Consider the following 19,101-nt stretch of genomic DNA (forward strand, 5'->3'; position numbering starts at 1 on the left):
ACCAGCGGCTGAAGCGCTGATGCACCGTTTTCCACTTGCCGTACCGTTCCGGCAGGTCGCTCCAGTGTGCGCCCGATCGCAAAACCCACAAACATCCGTTGACGAACAGTCGATTGTCCGCAGCCGTACGTCCCGGGTCGCCAGCTTTCCCCGGCAGCAGTGGCGCAATCCTCGCCCATTGCGCCTCCGTCAGCTCATATCGTTTCGCCGCCACCATCTGCTCCGTGTCTCGAATCACGGAACTCTATGAATCAGCGATCAAACCGCTTGGGAATCCTGAATGTCGATCGGTCCTAGTCCGGTTTTCCTTGCGAAGGCTGCACCAGCAGCGTCGGCACGCCGCAGGTGCCGTTGCGCACGGTCATCACGCGCGTGCCGGGCTTGCGGCCGGTACGAACCTCGGAGACGTCGACACCAGCGGCGATCAGCCGCGCACGTGTGGCATCGATATCGGCGACGCGCCAGCAGATGCCGCGCAGCCGGTCCGGCGCGTCCGTCTCCGATTTGCCCGGCCGGTGCGTGACCTCGACCACGAGGTCGCCGCAGCGGAAGAACATCAGCCGGCCCCACTCCGGATGCGACCGGTCGAGCGCCATGTCGAGCCCGAGCCGCGCGCCATAGAGCGCGGCGGCGCGTTCCGGGTCGGCGGTCGAAACCACCACATGATCCATCGCGGTGATCGATGCGGTCGTGGTACGCACCGACAACGGCCGCTCCTGCTCGCGTTCCAGGAAGAACATGCGCACGCCGCGCGTCGCATCGGTCGCGGCCCGCGTACGCTTCCACGACAGCACGGCGCCGCTGGTATCGTCGCGGCTCTCCACCTCCGTGACGGGTTCGGGCTTCAGCGTCAGCCGGTCGAGCCGGCGGTGTGTCCTGGCGATGTCGCTGGTGCGGAAGCAGAGGCTCGCAAGCCCCTCGCCTTGCGTTACGAGCGCGCTGCGGATGCGCTGGGCTGCGTCATCGTCGCCGTGCGGCGCCACCAACTCCAGCGTGGTGTTGTCGAGCGTGAACAGCGTGCGGTCCGCGCCGCCGCCGCTGTAGCGCCAGGAAGGCGTCCGCGCGAACAGCGCCTCATAGGCCGCGCTGGCAGCAGCGATGTCGCTGGTCAGGACGACGACGTGATCGAGACCGGTAATCATGGCTGCAACCTCCCCGAATCTGCCGTCACTGTGTTTCTCCCTTAACCCAACCCGGAACCACGGACTGCCGCCGGCCGTTATGCCGCATGCCAGAACGGCCCGGCGCAGCCATCATCTCTACCTGTAAACCAGGCAGGGTTGCGAATATTTTCAGCGATATCGGCCGATCAGCAATGCTAGTCTGGAACCGCCGGCCGGGACCACACCAAGCCACGACGGAAAGCGAATGCAGGCCCTCTTCATCGGACAGACCTATATCGACGTCACCTTCATCACAGATCACATGCCCGTCGGCGACGAAAAGCACGTCGCCGACGCCTATGCGGTGTCGTTCGGCGGCAACGCCGTGACCGCAGCATTCTGCTGCGCCAAGCTCGGCGTCCCGCCGGACCTGATCGCCACCATGGCCAATGACTGGCTCGGACGGATGTTCTGGGACATGGCCGACAGGTACGGCATCTCGTTCCACCCCCGCAAGGTCAACTCCTCCTCGCTGTCCTTCATCATGCCGAACGACGGCAAGCGCGCCATCGTCCGCTGCCGCGACGACCAGCACATCCACCCCTTTCCGCTGCTGAACATCAAGGGCTGCCGCGCGCTGCACATCGACGGCCACCAGCCGGACGCCGCGATCCATTATGCGAAGCTGTGCCGCGAGGACGGCATCCTGACCTCGCTCGACGGCGGCGGCCTGCGCACCAACACCCACGAGCTGCTCGCATTCATCGACATTGCGATCGTCGCCGAACGCCTGTGCGAGCAGATGGACAAGACGCCGGAGCAGATGCTCGACTATCTCAAGAGCCGCGGCTGCAAGGTCGGCGGCGTCACCATGGGCGAGCGCGGCCTGCTCTGGTATGACGAGGCCGGCACAGTGCGCACGCTGCCGGCCTTCCCGATCCCGCGCGCGCGTGTGATCGATACCAACGGCGCCGGCGACGTCTTCCACGGCGCCTACATCTACTCTTACCTTTCGAACCCGAGCAAAGGCTGGCATGAGCACTTCAAGTTCGCGCGTGCAGCCTCGACCTTCAAGATCCAGAAGCTCGGCAACGAGGCCGGCTTGCCGACACTCGCCGATATCGCAGCGGTCAAGCAGGAATTTCGCGCCGAGGCCTGATATCGGTGAACGGGGCTAGTCATGAGGCACGTCTTCGTCGCCGGCAGCATCAATATGGACGTGGTGGCGACCGCCGAGCGCCATCCGCGGATCGGCGAAACCGTCGCCGGCGAGGCCGTGCTCTATTTTCCCGGAGGCAAGGGCGCCAACCAGGCGGTGGCTTCGGCCAAGCTCGGCGTAGCGACCACGCTGATCGGCCGGCTCGGCACCGATGCGTTTGGCAAGGAGCTGCGAGCGTACCTTGCCGCGCAAGGCGTCGATCTCACCTCGGTCAAGACCACGCACGGCACGCATTCCGGCACGGCGATCATCACGCTCGCCAATGCCGACAACACGATTGTCGTCGTGCCAGGCGCCAACGGGCTCGTTGACGCTCGTGATGTCAAGGTCCCCTCACTTATGAAGGGTGACGTCGCGGTCAGCCAGTTCGAGATCCCGCTGCCGGCGATCGCTGCCTTCTTCCGACGCGCCCGCGCCGTCGGCGCCACCACGATCCTCAATCCGGCACCGGCAAAACAGGCCGACAAGGCTCTGCTCGATCTCGTCGACATCCTCGTTCTGAACGAGACCGAACTCGGCTACCTGACTGGCACGGGGCTGCGCGACAGCGACACGCCGGAGCGCTTCTCCGAGGCGGCCCGGGCGTTGGGGCAAGGCAGGATCGTCTGCGTCACGCTCGGAAAGCGCGGCGTGCTGGCGCTGGTCGACAACCAGCCGCTGCTCGTGCCGGGACGCGAGGTCAAGGCCGTCGACACCACAGGCGCCGGCGATTGCTTCGTCGGCGCCCTCGCCTCACAGCTCGCCATCGGCAAGCCGCTCGGCGACGCACTGGCCTACGCCAACGCCGCCGCCTCGATTTGCGTGCAACGGATGGGAGCCGCGCCGTCGATGCCGACGGCGGATGAGGTTAGCGCCGTTCTTTCCACGCGTCGTCCCGGCGAAGGCCGGGACCCATAACCCACCGGCTACAGTTTGGGGCACGCGCGTGGCAACTGCGTTCGTCTCCGCCAACGACTGCCGCGGAGTATGGGTCCCGGCCTTCGCCGGGACGACGCTTGCTTATATTTGCGCCAGCGCACTCTTCAGGTCGAAGCTCGCATCCACCGCCTGCTCCGGCGTGATCGAGCCGCCGGCGCCGAGCAGCCTGCGGCCGAACATGTGATCGCCGGCGCGGTTGACCGACTCGATGCCGAGCAGCTTGTCGCCGCGATAGCAGAACGCCGAGAACGCGCCCTGCGCGCGGTCGCCGCGCACCACGACGCGGTCGTAGCCGGTGGTGAGACCCGCCATCTGCAGCTTGTCGGGGCCCTGGTCGCTCCAGAACCACGGCAGACCGTCATAGACCTCGGTCTTGCCGGTCAGCCGCGACGCCACGCAGCGCGCATGGTCGGTCGCATTCTGCACCGACTCCAGCCGCAGCGACCCGCCGAAGCGTTTGCTGGCGTAGAGCGCGCAATCGCCGATCGCGGAGACATTCGGATCGGCGGTCAACAGATGCTCGTCGACGATGATGCCGGATGCCACCGGCAGCCCGGCCTCCGCCGCAAGCTCGACATTCGGCAGCACGCCGACACCGACCACGACGAGATCGGCCGCGACATGCGTGCCGTTGCTCAGGCTGACGCCGGTAACCTTGCCGCCATCGGCCTCGATCGCCGTGACCTGTACCCCGAGGTGAAGCCGGATGCCGGCCGCGTTGTGGCGGGATTGCGAGAACTCGGAAATCTCCGCGGTCACCGCCCGCGCCATCACACGGGAGGCGAGTTCGACCACGTCGACCTCGAGGCCCTTGGCCCGCGCGGTGGCGGCGAATTCGAGCCCGATGAAGCCCGCGCCGATCACGACGACGCGCATGCCGGGCGCGATCAAGTCGCGCAGCGCCTGGCTCTCATCCAGAATGCGCAGGTAGCGGACTGCGTCGAGCTTGGCGTTGGGGATATCCAGCAGCCGGTTCCGCGCGCCGGTGGCGAACACCAAGTGTCCGTAATCGAGCGACGCGCCGGAGGCGAGCGCCACCTTCCGCGCATTGCGGTCGATCGCATGGGCGCGATCGGTGATCAGCTCGATCTTGTTGTCCTGGTAGAACTTGTCGGGCCGGAACATCAGGCTCTCGGGCCCGCCGGTCCCTTTCAGATAGGCCTTCGACAGCGGCGGCCGCTGATACGGCAAATGGCCTTCGTCATTGACCAGGGCGATGCGCTCGGCGAAGCCGGCCTGGCGCAGCGACGCCGCGAGCTGGAAGCCGGCGTGTCCGGCGCCGACGATGATGACCGAGCCTGTCATCGGAACAACCCAAATACGCGCGAGCAGGAGTGACCCATGCCGTTTCCTTTTGTCGATGTTAGCTTGCTTGCCCCGTCCCCACAGCGCTCGTGTCTGCGTACCGAAGGCGCATGCCATTTGGCCTCATGGCTCGTACCGATGCAAGGGGGTCTCAGGCGATTCTGGGCGCACCCGCGGCCCCCGGGCGCCGGGCCGGATTGCCACGGCTCCCGCCAAGGCCTTAAATGTCCGGAACCAACTAGCCCAAGGTCTTCAATATGCCAGCACCCGCCCCCTCCGCCACCGACCCCGCTTTGCTCCGCATCGACGGCGCCATCGCAACCATCACACTGAACCGGCCGGCCGCGTTCAACTCGATCGACATGACGATTGCCAAGAAGCTCGAGCAGCTCAGCGCCGAGGTCGAAGCCAACAAGGACGTTCGCGTACTGGTCATCGAGGGCGAAGGCCGCGCCTTCTGCGCCGGTGGCGATTTGCAGACCATCGGCGCCGCGACCGAAGCCAACAATGTCGCCCCCGTGGTCGGCGAGATGCTTCACCACTACCATGCCTTCATCGAGACGGTCCGGCGGATGCCGAAGATCGTGCTATCCAGCGTGCATGGTTCGGCGGCCGGAGCCGGCATGGGCCTCGCGTTCGTGACCGACCTGTGTATCGCCGCAGAGGATGCCCGCTTCACGCCCGCCTATGCCAAGATCGGCGTATCGCCGGATGGCGGCAGCACGGTCGGCATCGTCGGCACGGTCGGTACCCGCCGCGCGCTGCAGATTTTCCTGGCCGAGGATGGGTTCACCGCGCAGCAAGCCTATGAATGGGGTCTGGTCGTCAAGACCGTCCCCGCGGCCGAGCTGAAGGCGGCGACGCGGCAGCTCGCCGAGCGTCTGGCGCAAAATCCGCCCGCCGCGATCGCGGGGACCAAATCACTGGTCTATCAGGCCGCCACCACGCCGACCAAGCAGCAGCTCGACGCCGAGGAACACAAGATCATCACGGCGATGCATACCGATGATTTCCGCGTCGCCGTGAAGAAATTCACCAGCAAGTCGAAGTAGAGGTTTGGCTAGTTCGGGCAAATGTACCCCGTGCCGCCGGGTGCCTTGAAGCAGCCGACCGATTCCGGGATCACCTGCTTGGGCAGCCACAGCACGACCTTCGGAAAATAGATCGTGAAGCAGATCGTGACCAGGAACACGACATAGATCGGTAGCGCCGCCCGCAATGCTTTTGCAAAACTGATGCCGACGAATTTCGAGGCCATCAGCAGCACGAGCCCGTAGGGCGGCGTGATCAGGCCGAATGCCAGCGTTGCGATCAGCACCACGCCCATATGCACGCCATTGATGTCGCCGGCCTGGGTCAAGGCGTTGACCAGCGGCATGAAGATGATGATGGTCGGCACCGGCTCGATGAAGTCGCCGACCACGGTGAACAGCAACACCATCAAGAGCATGATGAGGTGCGGGTCGTTACCGGCGATAGAGGTGATCCAATCGGCGATGTAGATTGCGCCGCGCAGATAGGCCAGCATCCAGCCGAACGCGTTCGCCGCGCCGATCGTGATCAGCGGCAGCGAGAAGATCAGGCCCGCCAGACAGAAATCGTACGGGATCTTCTTCAGGTGCCCGCGGTTCAGCGCCGGGATCACCACGACGATGATGTAGGCGACCGCGACGACGCCGGCCTCGGTCGGCGTGAACCAGCCGGTCAGGATGCCGCCCAGCAGGATCACCGGGATCATCATCGGCAGCGCCGCGTCACCGGCGGCGAACGCAACCTGGCGCAGCGGCGCGCGCGGCTTGCGCAGGCCCGAGGGACCGAAGAAGTAGCAGTAGATCATCAGCCCGAAGCCGATCATCAGCCCGGGGACCACACCGGCCATGAACAGCCCGGCAATCGAGACATTGCCGACCGCGCCATAGACCACCGCCGTGATGCTCGGCGGCACCAGCGCCGCGATCGTCGACGCCGAGGCGATGATCGCGGCGATGAAGGCCGGCTCATACCCTTCCCGCCGCATCGGCCCGCCGAGCGCCCGGCTCATGACCGCGACGTCGGCGGTGGTCGAGCCGGACATCTCCGAGAAGAACATGCTGAAGACGACGACGACCTGCGACAGCCCGCCCCTGATGTGGCCGACCAGCGAGACCGACAGATTGGCGATGCGGACCACGACATTTGCCGAGCTCATGAGCTCGCCGACCAGCAAGAAGAACGGGATCGCAAGCAGCGCCTCGGAATCGACGCCGTCGAAGATCTTCTGGATGATCGCCGCCAGCGAGACGTCTGATAGCACTGCGCCGACGAACACGCCGGCCATCAGCGAGAACGGCACGGGCACGCCGAGATAGCCGAAGAACAGGAAGCAGAACGACATCAGCGCAAGCACGACCGGTGCGCTCACGGCTGCACTCCCGTCGTCGCGCGGGTATCGATCGCAGGAATCGGAAGGTCGTCATCCGGCGGCTCCGGATGGTCGAAGCCATTGCGGATCCCGTTGACGAGCTGCTCGACCGTGAACAGGCCGATCAGGATGCCAGACAGCGGGATCACCGCATAGAGCGAGGCGATCGGCGTACCCGACGGCAGGCGGAAGCTGCCGAAGCCTCGCAGGTAATTTTGATAGCCGTACCAGACCAGGCAGAAGGCGACGCCCAGCACCACCAGACGGATGACGATCTCGACGAACAGCCGCGACCTGCCATGCAGCGCTTCGGAGATCGCGGTGAGATAGAGATGGTCGTTGCGCCGTGTCGCGACCGCGGCCCCGATGAAGATCGCGTAGATGAACAGCGTCGAGGTCACCTCCTGCAGCCACAGCCAGGGATGACCGATGGTGCGGGTGACGATATCGGCGGTCACCGACAGCGAGAAGCCGAAGCACAGCAAGCCGCACAGCATCATCAGGATCAGCTCGAGCCGGTCGAGCGCCCGCCATTTCAGATGCCGCTGCCGTTGCAGCACCAGTGTGTCGGCGATGGCCATGCTCGCGCTCCCCGTCGACCCGGGCTAGTTGATCGCGCGGATCAAATTCTTGATCTTCTCCGCATGCGGCCCGAGGTCCTTGGCGAGCTTGTCGAGATAGGGATCGGCGATCGCGGTAAAGCTCTTCTTGTCCACATCCTCGACCACCTTGACGCCGAACGATTTCAGTTTTGCAGCCGCGTTCTTCTCCAATTCGAACGCCTTCGCCGGCTCCTTGGCGCTGACCTCGGCGGCCGCCGTCGTCACCCAGGTCTTCTGCTCGGCTGAGAGGCTCTGCCACAGCTTGTCGCTGACGAACAGCAGCGCATTGTTGGCCTCGTGCTCGGTCATCGAGAGCACCGGCGCGACTTCGTAGTGCTTATTGACGAGGTAAACGTTCACGCTGTTTTCCGCCGCATCGACGACGCCGGTCTGCAATGACGTGTACACGCTGCCGAACGGCATATGGACGGTTTGCGCCGCGTAAGCCGGGAAGATCGTGTCTTCCGTAGCCGTCGCCTGAACGCGAATCTTTACACCCTTGAGGTCGCCGACGTTGTGGATTTCCTTCCTCGCATAGATGCTTCTCACACCTTGGCTGCCCGTCGCGATGACATGAAGGCCTTGCGACGTGTCGTCGATCATAGCCTTGATCGCATCGATCACCTTCGGATCGGCAAGCGCCTTGACCACGTGGTTGGCGTCGCGGAACAGGAAGTGCAGCGACATCACACCGGCCTGCGGCGAGATGGTTGCAGTGTTCGCCGACGAGATGATGGCGAATTCAATGTCTCCAGATTTCACAAGCTGCAGCAGCTGCGGCTCCTGTCCGAGCTGCGCCCCCGGATACTGGTCGACGATCATGGTCCCCTTGCTCAATTCCTTGAGCTTGGCGGAGAACATGTCGTAGGCGACGCTATAGCCGGTATTGAGCTGCTGATCGTGCGCGAAGCGGAAGTGCTTGACCTCCTGCGCGCCGGCGCCCGCGGACAGCAGCAGCGCTGCCGCGGCCATGGCAATCCCGACGATCCTGGCTGAATAGCCCATCGCAACGTTCCCCCTGTTCTTGATTGAGGGGATCATCCCACCAGTCGCGCGGGATTGTCAATAAAACAGGAGAAACGAGCCGCCTGCGGGTATCATTGAGTGCCGCAACGCAGAAATTATCGACAATTCGACCGCCGGGCCGAACGACACCGGCGACTTGCTACTTGCCCTTGGCGCGCATGAAGTCGAAATCGCAGCCCTCGTCGGCCTGCAGGATGGTGTCGTTGAAGAGATGCGCGTAGCCGCGCTTGGCCCAGTCGGGCGTACCGGCCGGCGCGAGCGCGTCGCGGCGCTTCTGCAATTCGGCCTCGTCGACCAAAAGATCGATGCTGCGCTTGGCGACATCGAGCCGGATCATGTCGCCGTTCCGCACCAGCCCGAGCGGACCGCCGACGGCGGATTCCGGCGTGATGTGCAGCACGATGGTGCCGAACGCGGTGCCGCTCATCCGCGCATCGGAGATGCGGACCATGTCCTTCACGCCGGCGCGCGCGAGTTTCTTCGGGATCGGCAGGTAACCCGCCTCCGGCATGCCCGGCGCGCCCTTCGGGCCGGCATTGCGCAACACCAGCACGTCGTCGGCGGTCACATCGAGCGCGGGATCGTCGACCCGCAGCGTCATGTCCTCGACCGATTCGAACACCACGGCGCGCCCGGTGTGCTGCAATAGTTTCGGGCTCGCCGCCGACTGCTTGATAACGGCGCCGCGCGGCGCGAGATTGCCGTGCAGGATCGCCATCGCGCCTTCGGATTTGATCGGGTTCGCCTTGGAGCGGATCGCGTCCTGCCCCGGCACATCCTCGGCATTGGCGACGACCTCGCGCAAGGTCTGGCCGGTGATGGTCTTGGCATCGAGATCGATGAGGTCGCCGAGCTGCGCCATCAGCTTCGGCACGCCACCGGCGTGATGGAAATGCTCCATGTAGTGTTCGCCCGACGGCTTGAGGTCGACCAGCACGGGGACCTCGCGGCCGAGCTTGTCGAACGCCTCGAGGTCGATCTTGTGCGGCGAGCGGTTGGCGATCGCCGTGAGATGGATCAGCCCGTTGGTCGAGCCGCCGATCGCCTGCATGACGACCTGGGCGTTGAGGAACGAGGACGGCGTCAGGATCTCGCTCGGCTTCGGTCCCTTGGTCTTCGCCATCTCGGCGGCGACGCGGCCGCTGGCCTCGGCGGAACGGAAGCGTTCGGCATGCGGCGCCGGGATCGTCGCGCTCATCGGCAGCGACAGGCCGAGCGCCTCGGTGATGCAGGCCATGGTGGAGGCAGTGCCCATCACCATGCAGGTGCCGACCGAGGGCGCGAGGCGGCCGTTCACCGCCTCGATCTCGTTGTCGTCGATCTCGCCGGCGCGATACTTGCCCCACAGCCGGCGGCAGTCCGTGCAGGCGCCGAGCACCTCGCCCTTGTGATGGCCGACCACCATGGGCCCGACCGGAATCACCACGGTCGGCAGATCGGCGCTGATCGCGGCCATGATCTGCGCCGGCAAGGTCTTGTCGCAGCCGCCGATCACGACCACCGCATCCATCGGCTGGGCGCGGATCATCTCCTCGGTATCCATCGCCATCAGGTTGCGCAGATACATCGAGGTCGGGTGCGCAAAGCTCTCGGCGATCGAAATGGTCGGGAACACGAACGGCATCCCGCCCGACAGCATCACGCCGCGCTTCACCGCCTCGATGATCTGCGGCACGTTGCCGTGGCAGGGATTGTAGTCGCTGTAGGTGTTGGTGATGCCGACGATCGGGCGATTGAGCGCATCGTCAGAATAGCCCATCGCCTTGATGAACGCCTTGCGCAGGAACAGCGAGAAGCCGGCGTCACCATAGCTTGTCAGTCCCTTGCGAAGTCCGTCGGCCATTTTCTTCTATCCCGTGGTTGTTCGGCCGCACTAAAGGAGCGGCAGGAATTATTGTCAATATGAGATAATCCGGTCGCGGCGGGTGGCTTGCCTGCGGCAAAATCGCCCCCATTATTGACAATAACCGTGGCGCCATGCTGACCTCAGGCACCGATCCGAAGCCGAGAGCGCATGACAGCCGAGCCCACATTGCCCGAACTCCAGGCCCCCTCGCGCGAGGAGGAACAGGCGGAGGTGATCCGCCGGCTGGAGGAGGACATCATCTTCGGCCGCTTCGCGCCCGGTTTGCGGCTGATCGAGGATACCCTGATGCAGCGCTATGGCGCGAGCCGGCATTTCATCCGCCAGGCGCTGTTCCAGCTCGAGCGCCAGGGCATCGTGCTGCGCGAGAAGAATGTCGGCGCCACGGTGCGGTTCTATTCGGCTGAGGAAGTGCGGCAGATCTATGAGGTGCGCGAGATGTTGACGCGCCAGGCCGCGCTGATGATCGCCCTGCCCGCGCCGCAAAGCCTGATCGACCAGTTGAGCGAACTGCAACGGCACTACTGCATCAAGGCCGAGGCGCAGGACATGCGCGGCATTCACGAGACCAACGATGCATTCCACCTCGCGCTGTTCTCCGCCTGTGGCAATCCTTACCTCGTCCGCTCATTGCAGGACTACATGAACCTGACACTGCCGATGCGCGCCAAGAATCTCGCCGACAGCGAGGGCCTCGCATTGTCGCGCCGCCAGCACGAATTGATGATCGAGCTCTTGAAGGGCCGCGACAGCTGGGCGCTGGCGCAGCTTTGCGTCGATCACATGCAGTACAGCAAGGCGGATTATCTCGTCCGCATCTCCAACGACAAAAAGCCGCAATAGCGCGATACCCGGCCTCTTCGTGAAGGAGACGGCGATGCGCTATGTGGCTATATTCCTTGGATCGCTGGCCGTGCAGCTTGCGCTCGGCGGCGTCGGCGAAGCGGCCGATCCGCGCGCGACGCAGCTCACCTACGAGCCCTGGACCAAGACCTGCCTGACAGAGGCGAGCTGCTTCGTCGCTGCGGCTGCCCGCGGCCAATGCGTGCCGTCGGGCGGCACGCTCAGTGTCTCGCCGCAGAGCAGCAAGCGCGCGATCGTGAGCGCCAATGTCGGAACGCGGACCATGCTGGAAGGCACGATCAGCCTCCGCATCGATCAGGACGAGCCGATCCAGATCGCGAGGCCGCATTGCTACACGCTCGGCTGCGGCGGCACGCTCGAGGCCGACGGCGAAATGATCGAGCGGCTGAAGCACGCGCAGACCATCGCCGTCGAAGCCAAGAACCTCACCGGGCAGACCATCAGCCTCGCCTTTCCCCTCACGCACTTCGCCGAAACCTTTGACGGGCCCGGCAGCCCGCCCAAGACATCCGGGCAAGGTTCGAAGGACGCGCAGCAGCACACCGAATCCGTGAAGCAACTGCCGCAATGCGAGGATTGATCACTTCTTCCAGGCGATCACCCTCTCCTTGTCGCCGTCGAACTCCATGCTGCAGAACGCGCCGCCCTGGTAATAGCCGCCGACCGGATCCGGCGGCAGCTTGGCCTGCTCGGCCATCGCGTGCTCGCGGAAATCCTCAGCCCTTCCGGTCGGACGATAGCCGAGATCGTAGGCGCGGTGATTGTCCCACCACGAGCGCTCATTGTAGGACGCGCCGTACAGCACCTCGAAATGGATGTCGGGATGCTCGAGCCCGATGCGGCAGAGCTGGACGAGGTCTTCCGGCTTGAGCCAGATCGAGAGCCTGCGGTGGTCGAGCGGCGCCTCGCCGAAATTGCCGATCCGGAGGCACGTGACCTTGATGCCGTGCTTGTCGGCATAGAGCGCGCCCACGCCTTCGCCGAACACCTTGCTCACACCATAACGACTGTCCGGCCGCGCCATGACGTCGGTGCCGATGCGGTGATGACGCGGATAGAACCCGACCGCGTGGTTGGATGAGGCGAAGATCACGCGCTTGACGCCCTTTTTGCGCGCCGCCTCGAACAGATTGTAGCAACCGATGATGTTGGACTGCAAGATCGCGTCCCAGGGGCCTTCGACCGAATAGCCGCCGAAATGCAGGATGCCGTCGACGCCTTCGCAGATCGCCTCGACCTGTGCAAGGTCGGCGAGATCGGCCGCCTTGAACTTTTCGTTGCTGCCGAGATCGGAGGGCTGCTTGATATCGCTCAGCAGGAGATCCGGATAGATCGGCGGCAGCAGCTTGCGCAGGCTCGTTCCGATTCCCCCCGATGCGCCGGTCATCAATATGCGTGGCATGCCGTCCCTCTTCTTTCCTGATTGCTGCGATCGAATTGCGGTCGCAGGCCGACAATGATAGCAAACCAGGCGCTCAAGGAAACACCATCGAAACACAACAACGAGAACAGCAAATGTCCGATGTTCATTCCGCCGGCTGGCGTCCCGCGACCTGCTATCCCGATCCCGCGATCCGCGCGCTCGATCCGCGTTTCGAGAAATACTGGCTGAAACTCTCCGCCGTCGAGCGCATCGCGACCGGCCTGCGCTGGGCCGAAGGTCCGGTGTGGTTCGGCGACGGCCGCTATCTGTTGTGCAGCGACATCCCGAACCAGCGTATCCTCAAATGGGAGGAAGAGACCGGCGCGGTCAGCATCTTCCGCAAGCCGTCGAACTTCGCCAACGGCAACACCCGCGACCGCCAGGGGCGGCTGATCAGCTGCGAGCATGGCGGCCGCCGCGTGGTGCGCACCGAATATGACGGATCGATCACGGTGTTGATCGATTCCTTCGGCGGCAAGCGGCTGAATTCGCCGAACGACGTCGTGGTGAAATCCGACGGCGCGATCTGGTTCACCGATCCGATCTTCGGCTTGCTCGGCAATTACGAAGGCTACAAGGCCGATCCGGAGATCGAGCCCAACGTCTACCGGCTCGATCCCGAAACCGGCAAGGCCAGCATCGTCGCCGAGGGCGTGCTCGGCCCGAACGGACTGTGCTTCTCGCCGGACGAGAGGATCCTCTACGTCGTGGAATCCCGCGGCGAGCCGAACCGCAAGATCCTCGCCTATGACGTCGCAGCCGACGGCAAGACGATCTCCAACAAGCGCGTCTTCATCGACGCCGGCCCGGGCACGCCCGACGGCATGCGCTGCGACATCGACGGCAATCTGTGGTGCGGCTGGGGCATGGGTGATCCCGAACTCGACGGCGTCGTCGTGTTCGCGCCCGACGGCGTCATGATCGGCCGCATCGCGCTGCCGGAGCGCTGCGCCAACCTCTGCTTCGGCGGCGTCAAGCGCAACCGCCTGTTCATGGCGGCGAGCCAGTCGATCTATGCGCTCTACGTCAACACCCAAGGCGCGCTCGGCGGCTAGCCCGGCCGTCATTGCAAGGAGCGAAGCGACGAAGCAATCCATCTGTCCGCCCGTGAGGAGAGATGGATTGCTTCGCTTCGCTCGCAATGACGGCGAGACTGCAACCTTCATCTTCGCAAGATTCGCACTCTTCAAGACCTTGCGCCCCCAAAATGGCTGACGCCGGAGCAGTTGCCTGCCCCGGCGCCAAAAGTCGCGTCTCTCGTGGCTCGGCTTACGCGGCGTTGTAGCCGGCGACCGCCTTGGCCTCGAGATATTCTTCCAGACCGTAGCGGCCCCACTCGCGGCCGTTGCCGGACTGCTTGTAGCCGCCGAACGGCGCGGTGCGCTCGTTCGGCACGCCCTGCAGGTTGACGTTGCCGGCGCGGATCTGGCGGCCGACGCGGCGCGCGGTTTCCACGGTGTCGGCGGAGACGTAACCGGCGAGACCATACGGCGTGTCGTTGGCGATCTTCACCGCGTCGGCTTCGTCCTTGGCGCCGAGGATGGTCAGCACCGGTCCGAAGATCTCTTCGCGGGCGATCGTCATGTCGTTGGTGACGTCGGCGAAGATGGTCGGACGGACATAGAAGCCCTTGTTGACGCCCTCAGGCAGGCCCGGGCCGCCGGCGACGAGCGTTGCGCCCTCGTCGATGCCCTTCTGGATCAGCGCCTGGATCTTGTCCCACTGGCCTCGGTTGACGACCGGACCGATCGTGGTGCCGTCGGCACGCGGATCGCCGGCCTTGGTCTTGTCGGCGACGCCCTTCGCGATCGCGGCCACTTCCTTCATCTTGGAGAGCGGCACGATCATGCGCGACGGCGCGTTGCAGGACTGGCCCGAATTGTTGAACATGTGCATCACGCCGCCGGTCACCGCCTTGGTCAGGTCGGCACCATCGAGGATCACGTTCGGCGACTTGCCGCCGAGCTCCTGGCTGACGCGCTTCACGGTCGGCGCCGCACGCTTGGCGACGTCGACGCCGGCGCGGGTCGAACCGGTGAACGAGATCATGTCGATGTCCGGGTGCTCGCTCATCGCCGCACCTACCTCCGGGCCGAGGCCGTTGAGCAGGTTGAACACGCCCTTCGGCACGCCGGCTTCATGGAGGATTTCCGCGAAGATCAGCGCCGAGGTCGGGGTGAACTCCGACGGCTTCAGGATCATGGTGCAACCGGCGGCGAGCGCGGGCGCGACCTTGCAGGCGATCTGGTTCAGCGGCCAGTTCCAGGGGGTGATCATGCCGACGACGCCGACCGGCTCGCGCACGATCACGGCGGTGCCCATGGTCTCCTCGAACTCGTACTTCTTCAGCACTTCGAGGATGTTCATGAGGTGGCCAAGGCCGGCGCCGGCCTGCAGCTTCTCGGCCATCGGCAACGGCGCGCCCATTTCGTCGGAGACGGCCGCGCCGATCTCCTTCATGCGGCCCTTGTAGACCTCGACGATCTTGGTGAGCAGCGCGACGCGCTCCTCGCGGCTGGTCCGGGAAAAGGTCTCGAAGGCGCGCTTGGCGGCGGCGACTGCCTTGTCGACATCGGCCTTGGAGCCGAGCGCAATCTCATACATCGCTTCTTCGGTTGCCGGATTGACGACCGGGGTGGACTTGCCTTTGACGACGGGATCGACCCAGGCGCCGTCGATGTAGAATTGCATGCGATTGACCATCGGAAACCTCTTGTACGGGGCGTATGGAATGGGGAACGAAAGCGTTCGGCAGGCATCCTTGCACGAAAGCCCGGCGAATTGAACCCGCCATATGCGGGACGCGGCTCGTGCGCGCGAACAGCATATAATGTCGCTATCGCGCAGGTGGCAAGGTTGGTCTCGTCGCCCCGGCGAAGGCCGGGGCCCATAACCACCGCCGGCAATTGGTAAAGGGTGCTGTTAGAACGAGTCGCGTTTACTTGCTGCCAGTTGTGGTAATGGGTCCCGGCCTTCGCCGGGACGACGATGTGGCTACACCGCCATCTTGCGATGCCGCACCGGGGCGCCGACCGAGACGCTTTCCGCCGCGTCGATGATGGCGTTGGCGTCGATGCCGTAGTGGCGGTAGAGGTCGCCGATCGTGCCGGTCTGGCCGAAATGCTCGACACCGAGCGCCTCGACGCGGTGGCCGCGCACGCTGCCGAGCCAGCCGAGCGTTGCCGGATGGCCGTCGATCACGGTCACAATGCCGCAGTCGCGGCCGAGCGGCGCCAGCATGCGCTCGATATGACTCAAATGCTGCGCGCCGCGGCGGTCACGGCGCAAATTCCGCGCGGCGGACCAACCCGCATGGAGCCGGTCGGCGGAGGTGACCGCCAGCAGACCGACGTCGCGGTGGCTCTCGCCGATCAGGCCGACCGCCTCGATCGCCTCCGGCGCGACGGTGCCGGTATACGCAACGACGATGTCGCAGTTCGGGCCCGGCTTGCGCATCCAGTAGGCGCCGTCGGTGATGTCGCGCTGCAGGTCCGGGGTCATGATCCGTTGCGGCTGCTCCAGCGTACGGGTCGAGAGTCGCAAGTAAACCGAACCACCCTCGGCACCCTCGCACTGCATGTGGCCAAAGCCCCAGCCCATGATCACGGCAAGTTCATCGACGAAGGCCGGATCGAACGAGGCGAGCCCGTCCTGCCCGATCCCGATCAAGGGCGTCTTGATCGACTGATGCGCGCCGCCTTCCGGCGCCAGCGAGATGCCCGACGGCGTCGCCGCCACCATGAAGCGGGCATCCTGGTAGCAGGCATAGTTCAGCGCATCGAGGCCGCGTTCGATGAAGGGATCGTACAGCGTGCCGACCGGCAACAGCCGCGCGCCGTTGATCTGGTGCGACAGGCCGAGCGCCGACAGCATGATGAACAGATTCATCTCGGCGATGCCGAGCTCGAGGTGCTGTCCCTTCGGCGAATATTCCCAGGTGTAGGCGGACGGGATCTTCTCCTGCCGGAACAAGTCGTGGTTCTCCGCCTTCGCGAACAGGCCGCGGCGGTTGACCCAGGCGCCGAGATTGGTCGACACGGTGACATCGGGCGATGCGGTGACGATGCGCGAGGCGAGTTCGCTATCGCCGCGCGCCAGTTCGTGCAGCACGAGACCAAAACCCTGTTGCGTCGACATCTGCGCCGAGGCCTTGAAGGCCAGCCGTTCCGGCACGTCGATTTCTGGCGCCGACAGGCGGCGGCGCCCCTCGCGGTTGAACGGCGCCTCGGCCAGGAAGGCCTCGAGCTTCGCAGGCTCCTGCGAAAGGCCCTCGAACTTGTCCCACTCGTGGCCGGGGCGGATGTTCTGCGCGGCGCGCCACTTCTCCATCTGGGCGACCGTCATCAGGCCGGCGTGGTTGTCCTTGTGGCCCTGCATCGGCAGGCCGACACCCTTGATGGTATAGGCGATGAAGCAGACCGGCCGATCATGGTCGATCGCCTCGAAGGCCTCGATCATGCTCGCCATATCGTGGCCGCCGAGGTTCGACATCAGCGCCAGCAACTCGTCATCGCTGCGGCGCTCGATCAGCGCCGACACCTCGCCCTGGTCGCCAATGTCGTCGCGCAGATGCTTGCGGAACGCGGCGCCGCCCTGAAAGCAGAGCGCGGCGTACATCTGGTTCGGGCAGTTGTCGATCCAGCGCCGCAGCGCCTCGCCGCCGGGCTCGGCGAACGCCTCGAGCATCAGCTTGCCGTACTTCACGATCACCACGTCCCAGCCGAAGTTGCGGAACATGGTCTCGAACTTGGCCCACAGCCCCTCGCGCACCACGGCGTCGAGCGACTGCCTGTTGTAGTCGACCACCCACCAGGTGTTGCGCAGGCCGTGCTTCCAGCCCTCGAGCAGCGCCTCGAAGATGTTGCCCTCGTCCATCTCGGCGTCGCCGACCAGCGCGATCATCCGGCCCTCCGGCCGGTCCTGCAGCCAGCCATGCGCCTTGACGTAGTCCTGCACCAGCGAGGCGAACAATGTCTGCGCGACGCCGAGGCCGACCGAGCCGGTCGAGAAGTCGACGTCGTCGCTGTCCTTGGTGCGCGAGGGGTAGGACTGCGCGCCCTTGTAGCCGCGAAAATTCTCCAGCTTGTCGCGGGTCTGGTGGCCGAACAGATACTGGATGGCGTGGAACACCGGGCTCGCATGCGGCTTCACCGCGACGCGGTCCTGCGGGCGCAACACCGAGAAATAAAGCGCCGACATGATGTTGGCGAGCGAGGCCGACGAGGCCTGGTGGCCGCCGACCTTCAACCCGTCGGTAGAGGGCCGCACATGGTTGGCGTGATGGATGGTCCACGACGACAGCCACAGCACCTTGCGGGCCAGGGCGGACAGCATGTCGAGGCGTTCAGGCGCGATTCCCATGGCAATGCTCCGGGCGATACGCCGGAATGTTACTGCCGCAGGCGTCGGCGAAAATCTCAATTCCACGCGACAGCACAGGAAAAATTGGGATAAATTCCCACGATCCGACTTCAACTGACGAGTTCATCCCAATGCCTGCCCTCGATGCCATCGACCGCAAGATCCTGAGTCTGCTCCAGACCGACAGCCGCATGACCATGCAGGAACTCGCCGACAAGATCGGGCTGTCGGTGTCGCCTTGCCACCGCCGGGTCAAACTGCTCGAGGAGCGCGGCGTGATCTCTCGCTACATCGCAACCGTCGACCAGAAGTCGATCGGGCTGCACGTCTCCGTCTTCATCTCGATCAAGCTGGCGCGCCAGAAGGAGGAAGACCTCAACCGCTTCGCGCGCGCGATCTCGAAATGGGACGAGGTGCTCGAATGCTATCTGATGACCGGCAACCGCGACTATCTGCTGCGCGTCGTCGCCGCCGACCTCTCCTCCTATGAGGCATTCCTGAAGAACAAGCTGACCCGGCTCGACGGCATCGCCTCCATCGAGTCGAGCTTTGCGCTGAGCCAGGTGAAGTATTCGACGGCGTTGCCGGTGTGAGGACGTTGGTTGGTCACTCGAATGGCGCCAACCCCACAGTGTCGTCCCGGCGAAGGCCGGGACCCATACGCCGCAGCAGGTGCTGAGAACGGGACTCGTTGTCCCAGCACAACAATCAGCATTTGTGGTTATGGGTCCCTGCTTTCGTGTTTGGTCCCGTATGATTGGCGAGGGCCCGCATTGGGGCCTGGTAGCGGAGGCATTTGAGCCTGGTTCGATTGTAGTCGTGGACGAATTTGGCGATGAAGGTGTCTCGATCGGCGTGATCGATGAAGGTCCGCCGGGCGCTGCCACGCTTTGTTTCGCGGCCAATGGCTTCGGCGATGCGCCGGTTGAAACGTTCGACGAGTCCGTTGGTCTGCGGATGGTAGGGCTTGGTCAGGCGATGCTGGATGCCGCACTGTCGGCAGAGTTGATCAAAG

Annotated in this window: 18 protein-coding genes; 7 read left to right on the top strand and 11 right to left on the bottom strand. The window is 64.7% G+C overall.

Annotation, left to right across the window (positions count from 1 at the left end):
* The coding region (locus J6525_RS42855; protein WP_225644397.1) for a transposase at positions 1-217 on the bottom strand (217 nt) is incomplete at its 3' end.
* Between the two features lie 76 nt (positions 218-293).
* Positions 294-1,142, bottom strand: coding sequence for a VOC family protein (locus J6525_RS42860; RefSeq protein WP_225649173.1), 849 nt, complete (start codon positions 1,140-1,142; stop codon positions 294-296).
* A 226-nt stretch (positions 1,143-1,368) separates the two neighbouring features.
* On the opposite strand from J6525_RS42860, the gene J6525_RS42865 reads away from it, so the two are divergent.
* Together J6525_RS42865 and rbsK are read left to right on the top strand one after the other, a co-directional pair.
* On the top strand, positions 1,369-2,262 hold the full coding sequence (locus tag J6525_RS42865; RefSeq protein WP_018270479.1) for a sugar kinase: 894 nt from the start codon (positions 1,369-1,371) through the stop codon (positions 2,260-2,262).
* A 21-nt stretch (positions 2,263-2,283) separates the two neighbouring features.
* Positions 2,284-3,219, top strand: a complete 936-nt coding sequence (gene rbsK, locus J6525_RS42870; RefSeq protein ID WP_225649174.1) for a ribokinase — start codon at positions 2,284-2,286, stop codon at positions 3,217-3,219.
* A gap of 102 nt (positions 3,220-3,321) precedes the next feature.
* Here rbsK and J6525_RS42875 read toward each other — a convergent pair whose 3' ends face one another.
* Positions 3,322-4,545: an NAD(P)/FAD-dependent oxidoreductase gene (locus tag J6525_RS42875; RefSeq protein ID WP_225649175.1), complete on the bottom strand. Its 1,224-nt coding sequence runs from the start codon at positions 4,543-4,545 to the stop codon at positions 3,322-3,324.
* A 257-nt stretch (positions 4,546-4,802) separates the two neighbouring features.
* On the opposite strand from J6525_RS42875, the gene J6525_RS42880 reads away from it, so the two are divergent.
* Positions 4,803-5,597, top strand: coding sequence for an enoyl-CoA hydratase/isomerase family protein (locus J6525_RS42880; RefSeq protein ID WP_092082739.1), 795 nt, complete (start codon positions 4,803-4,805; stop codon positions 5,595-5,597).
* Positions 5,598-5,605: 8 nt separating this feature from the next.
* Here J6525_RS42880 and J6525_RS42885 read toward each other — a convergent pair whose 3' ends face one another.
* The 4 genes from J6525_RS42885 to J6525_RS42900 all read right to left on the bottom strand — a co-directional run bounded on the left by J6525_RS42885 (position 5,606) and on the right by J6525_RS42900 (position 10,417).
* Positions 5,606-6,946, bottom strand: a complete 1,341-nt coding sequence (locus J6525_RS42885) for a TRAP transporter large permease (RefSeq protein WP_028331861.1) — start codon at positions 6,944-6,946, stop codon at positions 5,606-5,608.
* Positions 6,943-7,527 carry a TRAP transporter small permease gene (locus J6525_RS42890; RefSeq protein WP_225160774.1) on the bottom strand — a complete coding sequence of 195 codons (585 nt, stop codon included), beginning with the start codon at positions 7,525-7,527 and terminating at the stop codon, positions 6,943-6,945. The genes J6525_RS42885 and J6525_RS42890 overlap by 4 nt, the downstream gene beginning before the upstream one ends.
* Positions 7,528-7,551: 24 nt before the next feature.
* Positions 7,552-8,553: a TRAP transporter substrate-binding protein gene (locus J6525_RS42895; protein WP_225649176.1), complete on the bottom strand. Its 1,002-nt coding sequence runs from the start codon at positions 8,551-8,553 to the stop codon at positions 7,552-7,554.
* A 160-nt stretch (positions 8,554-8,713) separates the two neighbouring features.
* Positions 8,714-10,417: an IlvD/Edd family dehydratase gene (locus tag J6525_RS42900; RefSeq protein ID WP_225649177.1), complete on the bottom strand. Its 1,704-nt coding sequence runs from the start codon at positions 10,415-10,417 to the stop codon at positions 8,714-8,716.
* 171 nt (positions 10,418-10,588) lie between these two features.
* Between J6525_RS42900 and J6525_RS42905 the strand changes: the two genes are divergently transcribed.
* Together J6525_RS42905 and J6525_RS42910 are read left to right on the top strand one after the other, a co-directional pair.
* A complete protein-coding gene (locus J6525_RS42905) occupies positions 10,589-11,281 on the top strand; it encodes a GntR family transcriptional regulator (RefSeq protein WP_225649178.1) in 693 nt (230 codons plus the stop codon).
* A gap of 34 nt (positions 11,282-11,315) precedes the next feature.
* Positions 11,316-11,882 carry an invasion associated locus B family protein gene (locus tag J6525_RS42910; protein ID WP_225649179.1) on the top strand — a complete coding sequence of 189 codons (567 nt, stop codon included), beginning with the start codon at positions 11,316-11,318 and terminating at the stop codon, positions 11,880-11,882.
* On the opposite strand, the gene J6525_RS42915 is transcribed toward J6525_RS42910, so the two are convergent.
* Complete coding sequence (locus tag J6525_RS42915; RefSeq protein WP_225649180.1) at positions 11,883-12,704, bottom strand: NAD-dependent epimerase/dehydratase family protein; 822 nt, start codon at positions 12,702-12,704, stop codon at positions 11,883-11,885. It lies immediately after the preceding gene.
* Between the two features lie 113 nt (positions 12,705-12,817).
* Here J6525_RS42915 and J6525_RS42920 point away from each other — a divergent pair, with 113 nt between their 5' ends.
* Positions 12,818-13,780 (top strand): SMP-30/gluconolactonase/LRE family protein, encoded by a 963-nt coding sequence (locus J6525_RS42920; protein WP_225649181.1) that lies wholly within the window; start codon positions 12,818-12,820, stop codon positions 13,778-13,780.
* A gap of 214 nt (positions 13,781-13,994) precedes the next feature.
* Here J6525_RS42920 and J6525_RS42925 read toward each other — a convergent pair whose 3' ends face one another.
* Together J6525_RS42925 and J6525_RS42930 are read right to left on the bottom strand one after the other, a co-directional pair.
* Positions 13,995-15,428: an aldehyde dehydrogenase family protein gene (locus J6525_RS42925; RefSeq protein WP_225649182.1), complete on the bottom strand. Its 1,434-nt coding sequence runs from the start codon at positions 15,426-15,428 to the stop codon at positions 13,995-13,997.
* Between the two features lie 291 nt (positions 15,429-15,719).
* Complete coding sequence (locus J6525_RS42930) at positions 15,720-18,086, bottom strand: thiamine pyrophosphate-binding protein (RefSeq protein WP_225649183.1); 2,367 nt, start codon at positions 18,084-18,086, stop codon at positions 15,720-15,722.
* A 131-nt stretch (positions 18,087-18,217) separates the two neighbouring features.
* Here J6525_RS42930 and J6525_RS42935 point away from each other — a divergent pair, with 131 nt between their 5' ends.
* Complete coding sequence (locus tag J6525_RS42935; protein WP_225649184.1) at positions 18,218-18,679, top strand: Lrp/AsnC family transcriptional regulator; 462 nt, start codon at positions 18,218-18,220, stop codon at positions 18,677-18,679.
* Between the two features lie 115 nt (positions 18,680-18,794).
* Here the strand turns inward: J6525_RS42935 and J6525_RS42940 are convergent.
* A partial coding sequence (locus tag J6525_RS42940) for an integrase core domain-containing protein (protein WP_225649185.1) occupies positions 18,795-19,101 on the bottom strand: 307 nt, incomplete at its 5' end.

It is taken from the genome of Bradyrhizobium australafricanum (assembly GCF_020329495.1).
Classification (GTDB): Bacteria; Pseudomonadota; Alphaproteobacteria; order Rhizobiales; family Xanthobacteraceae; genus Bradyrhizobium; species Bradyrhizobium australafricanum.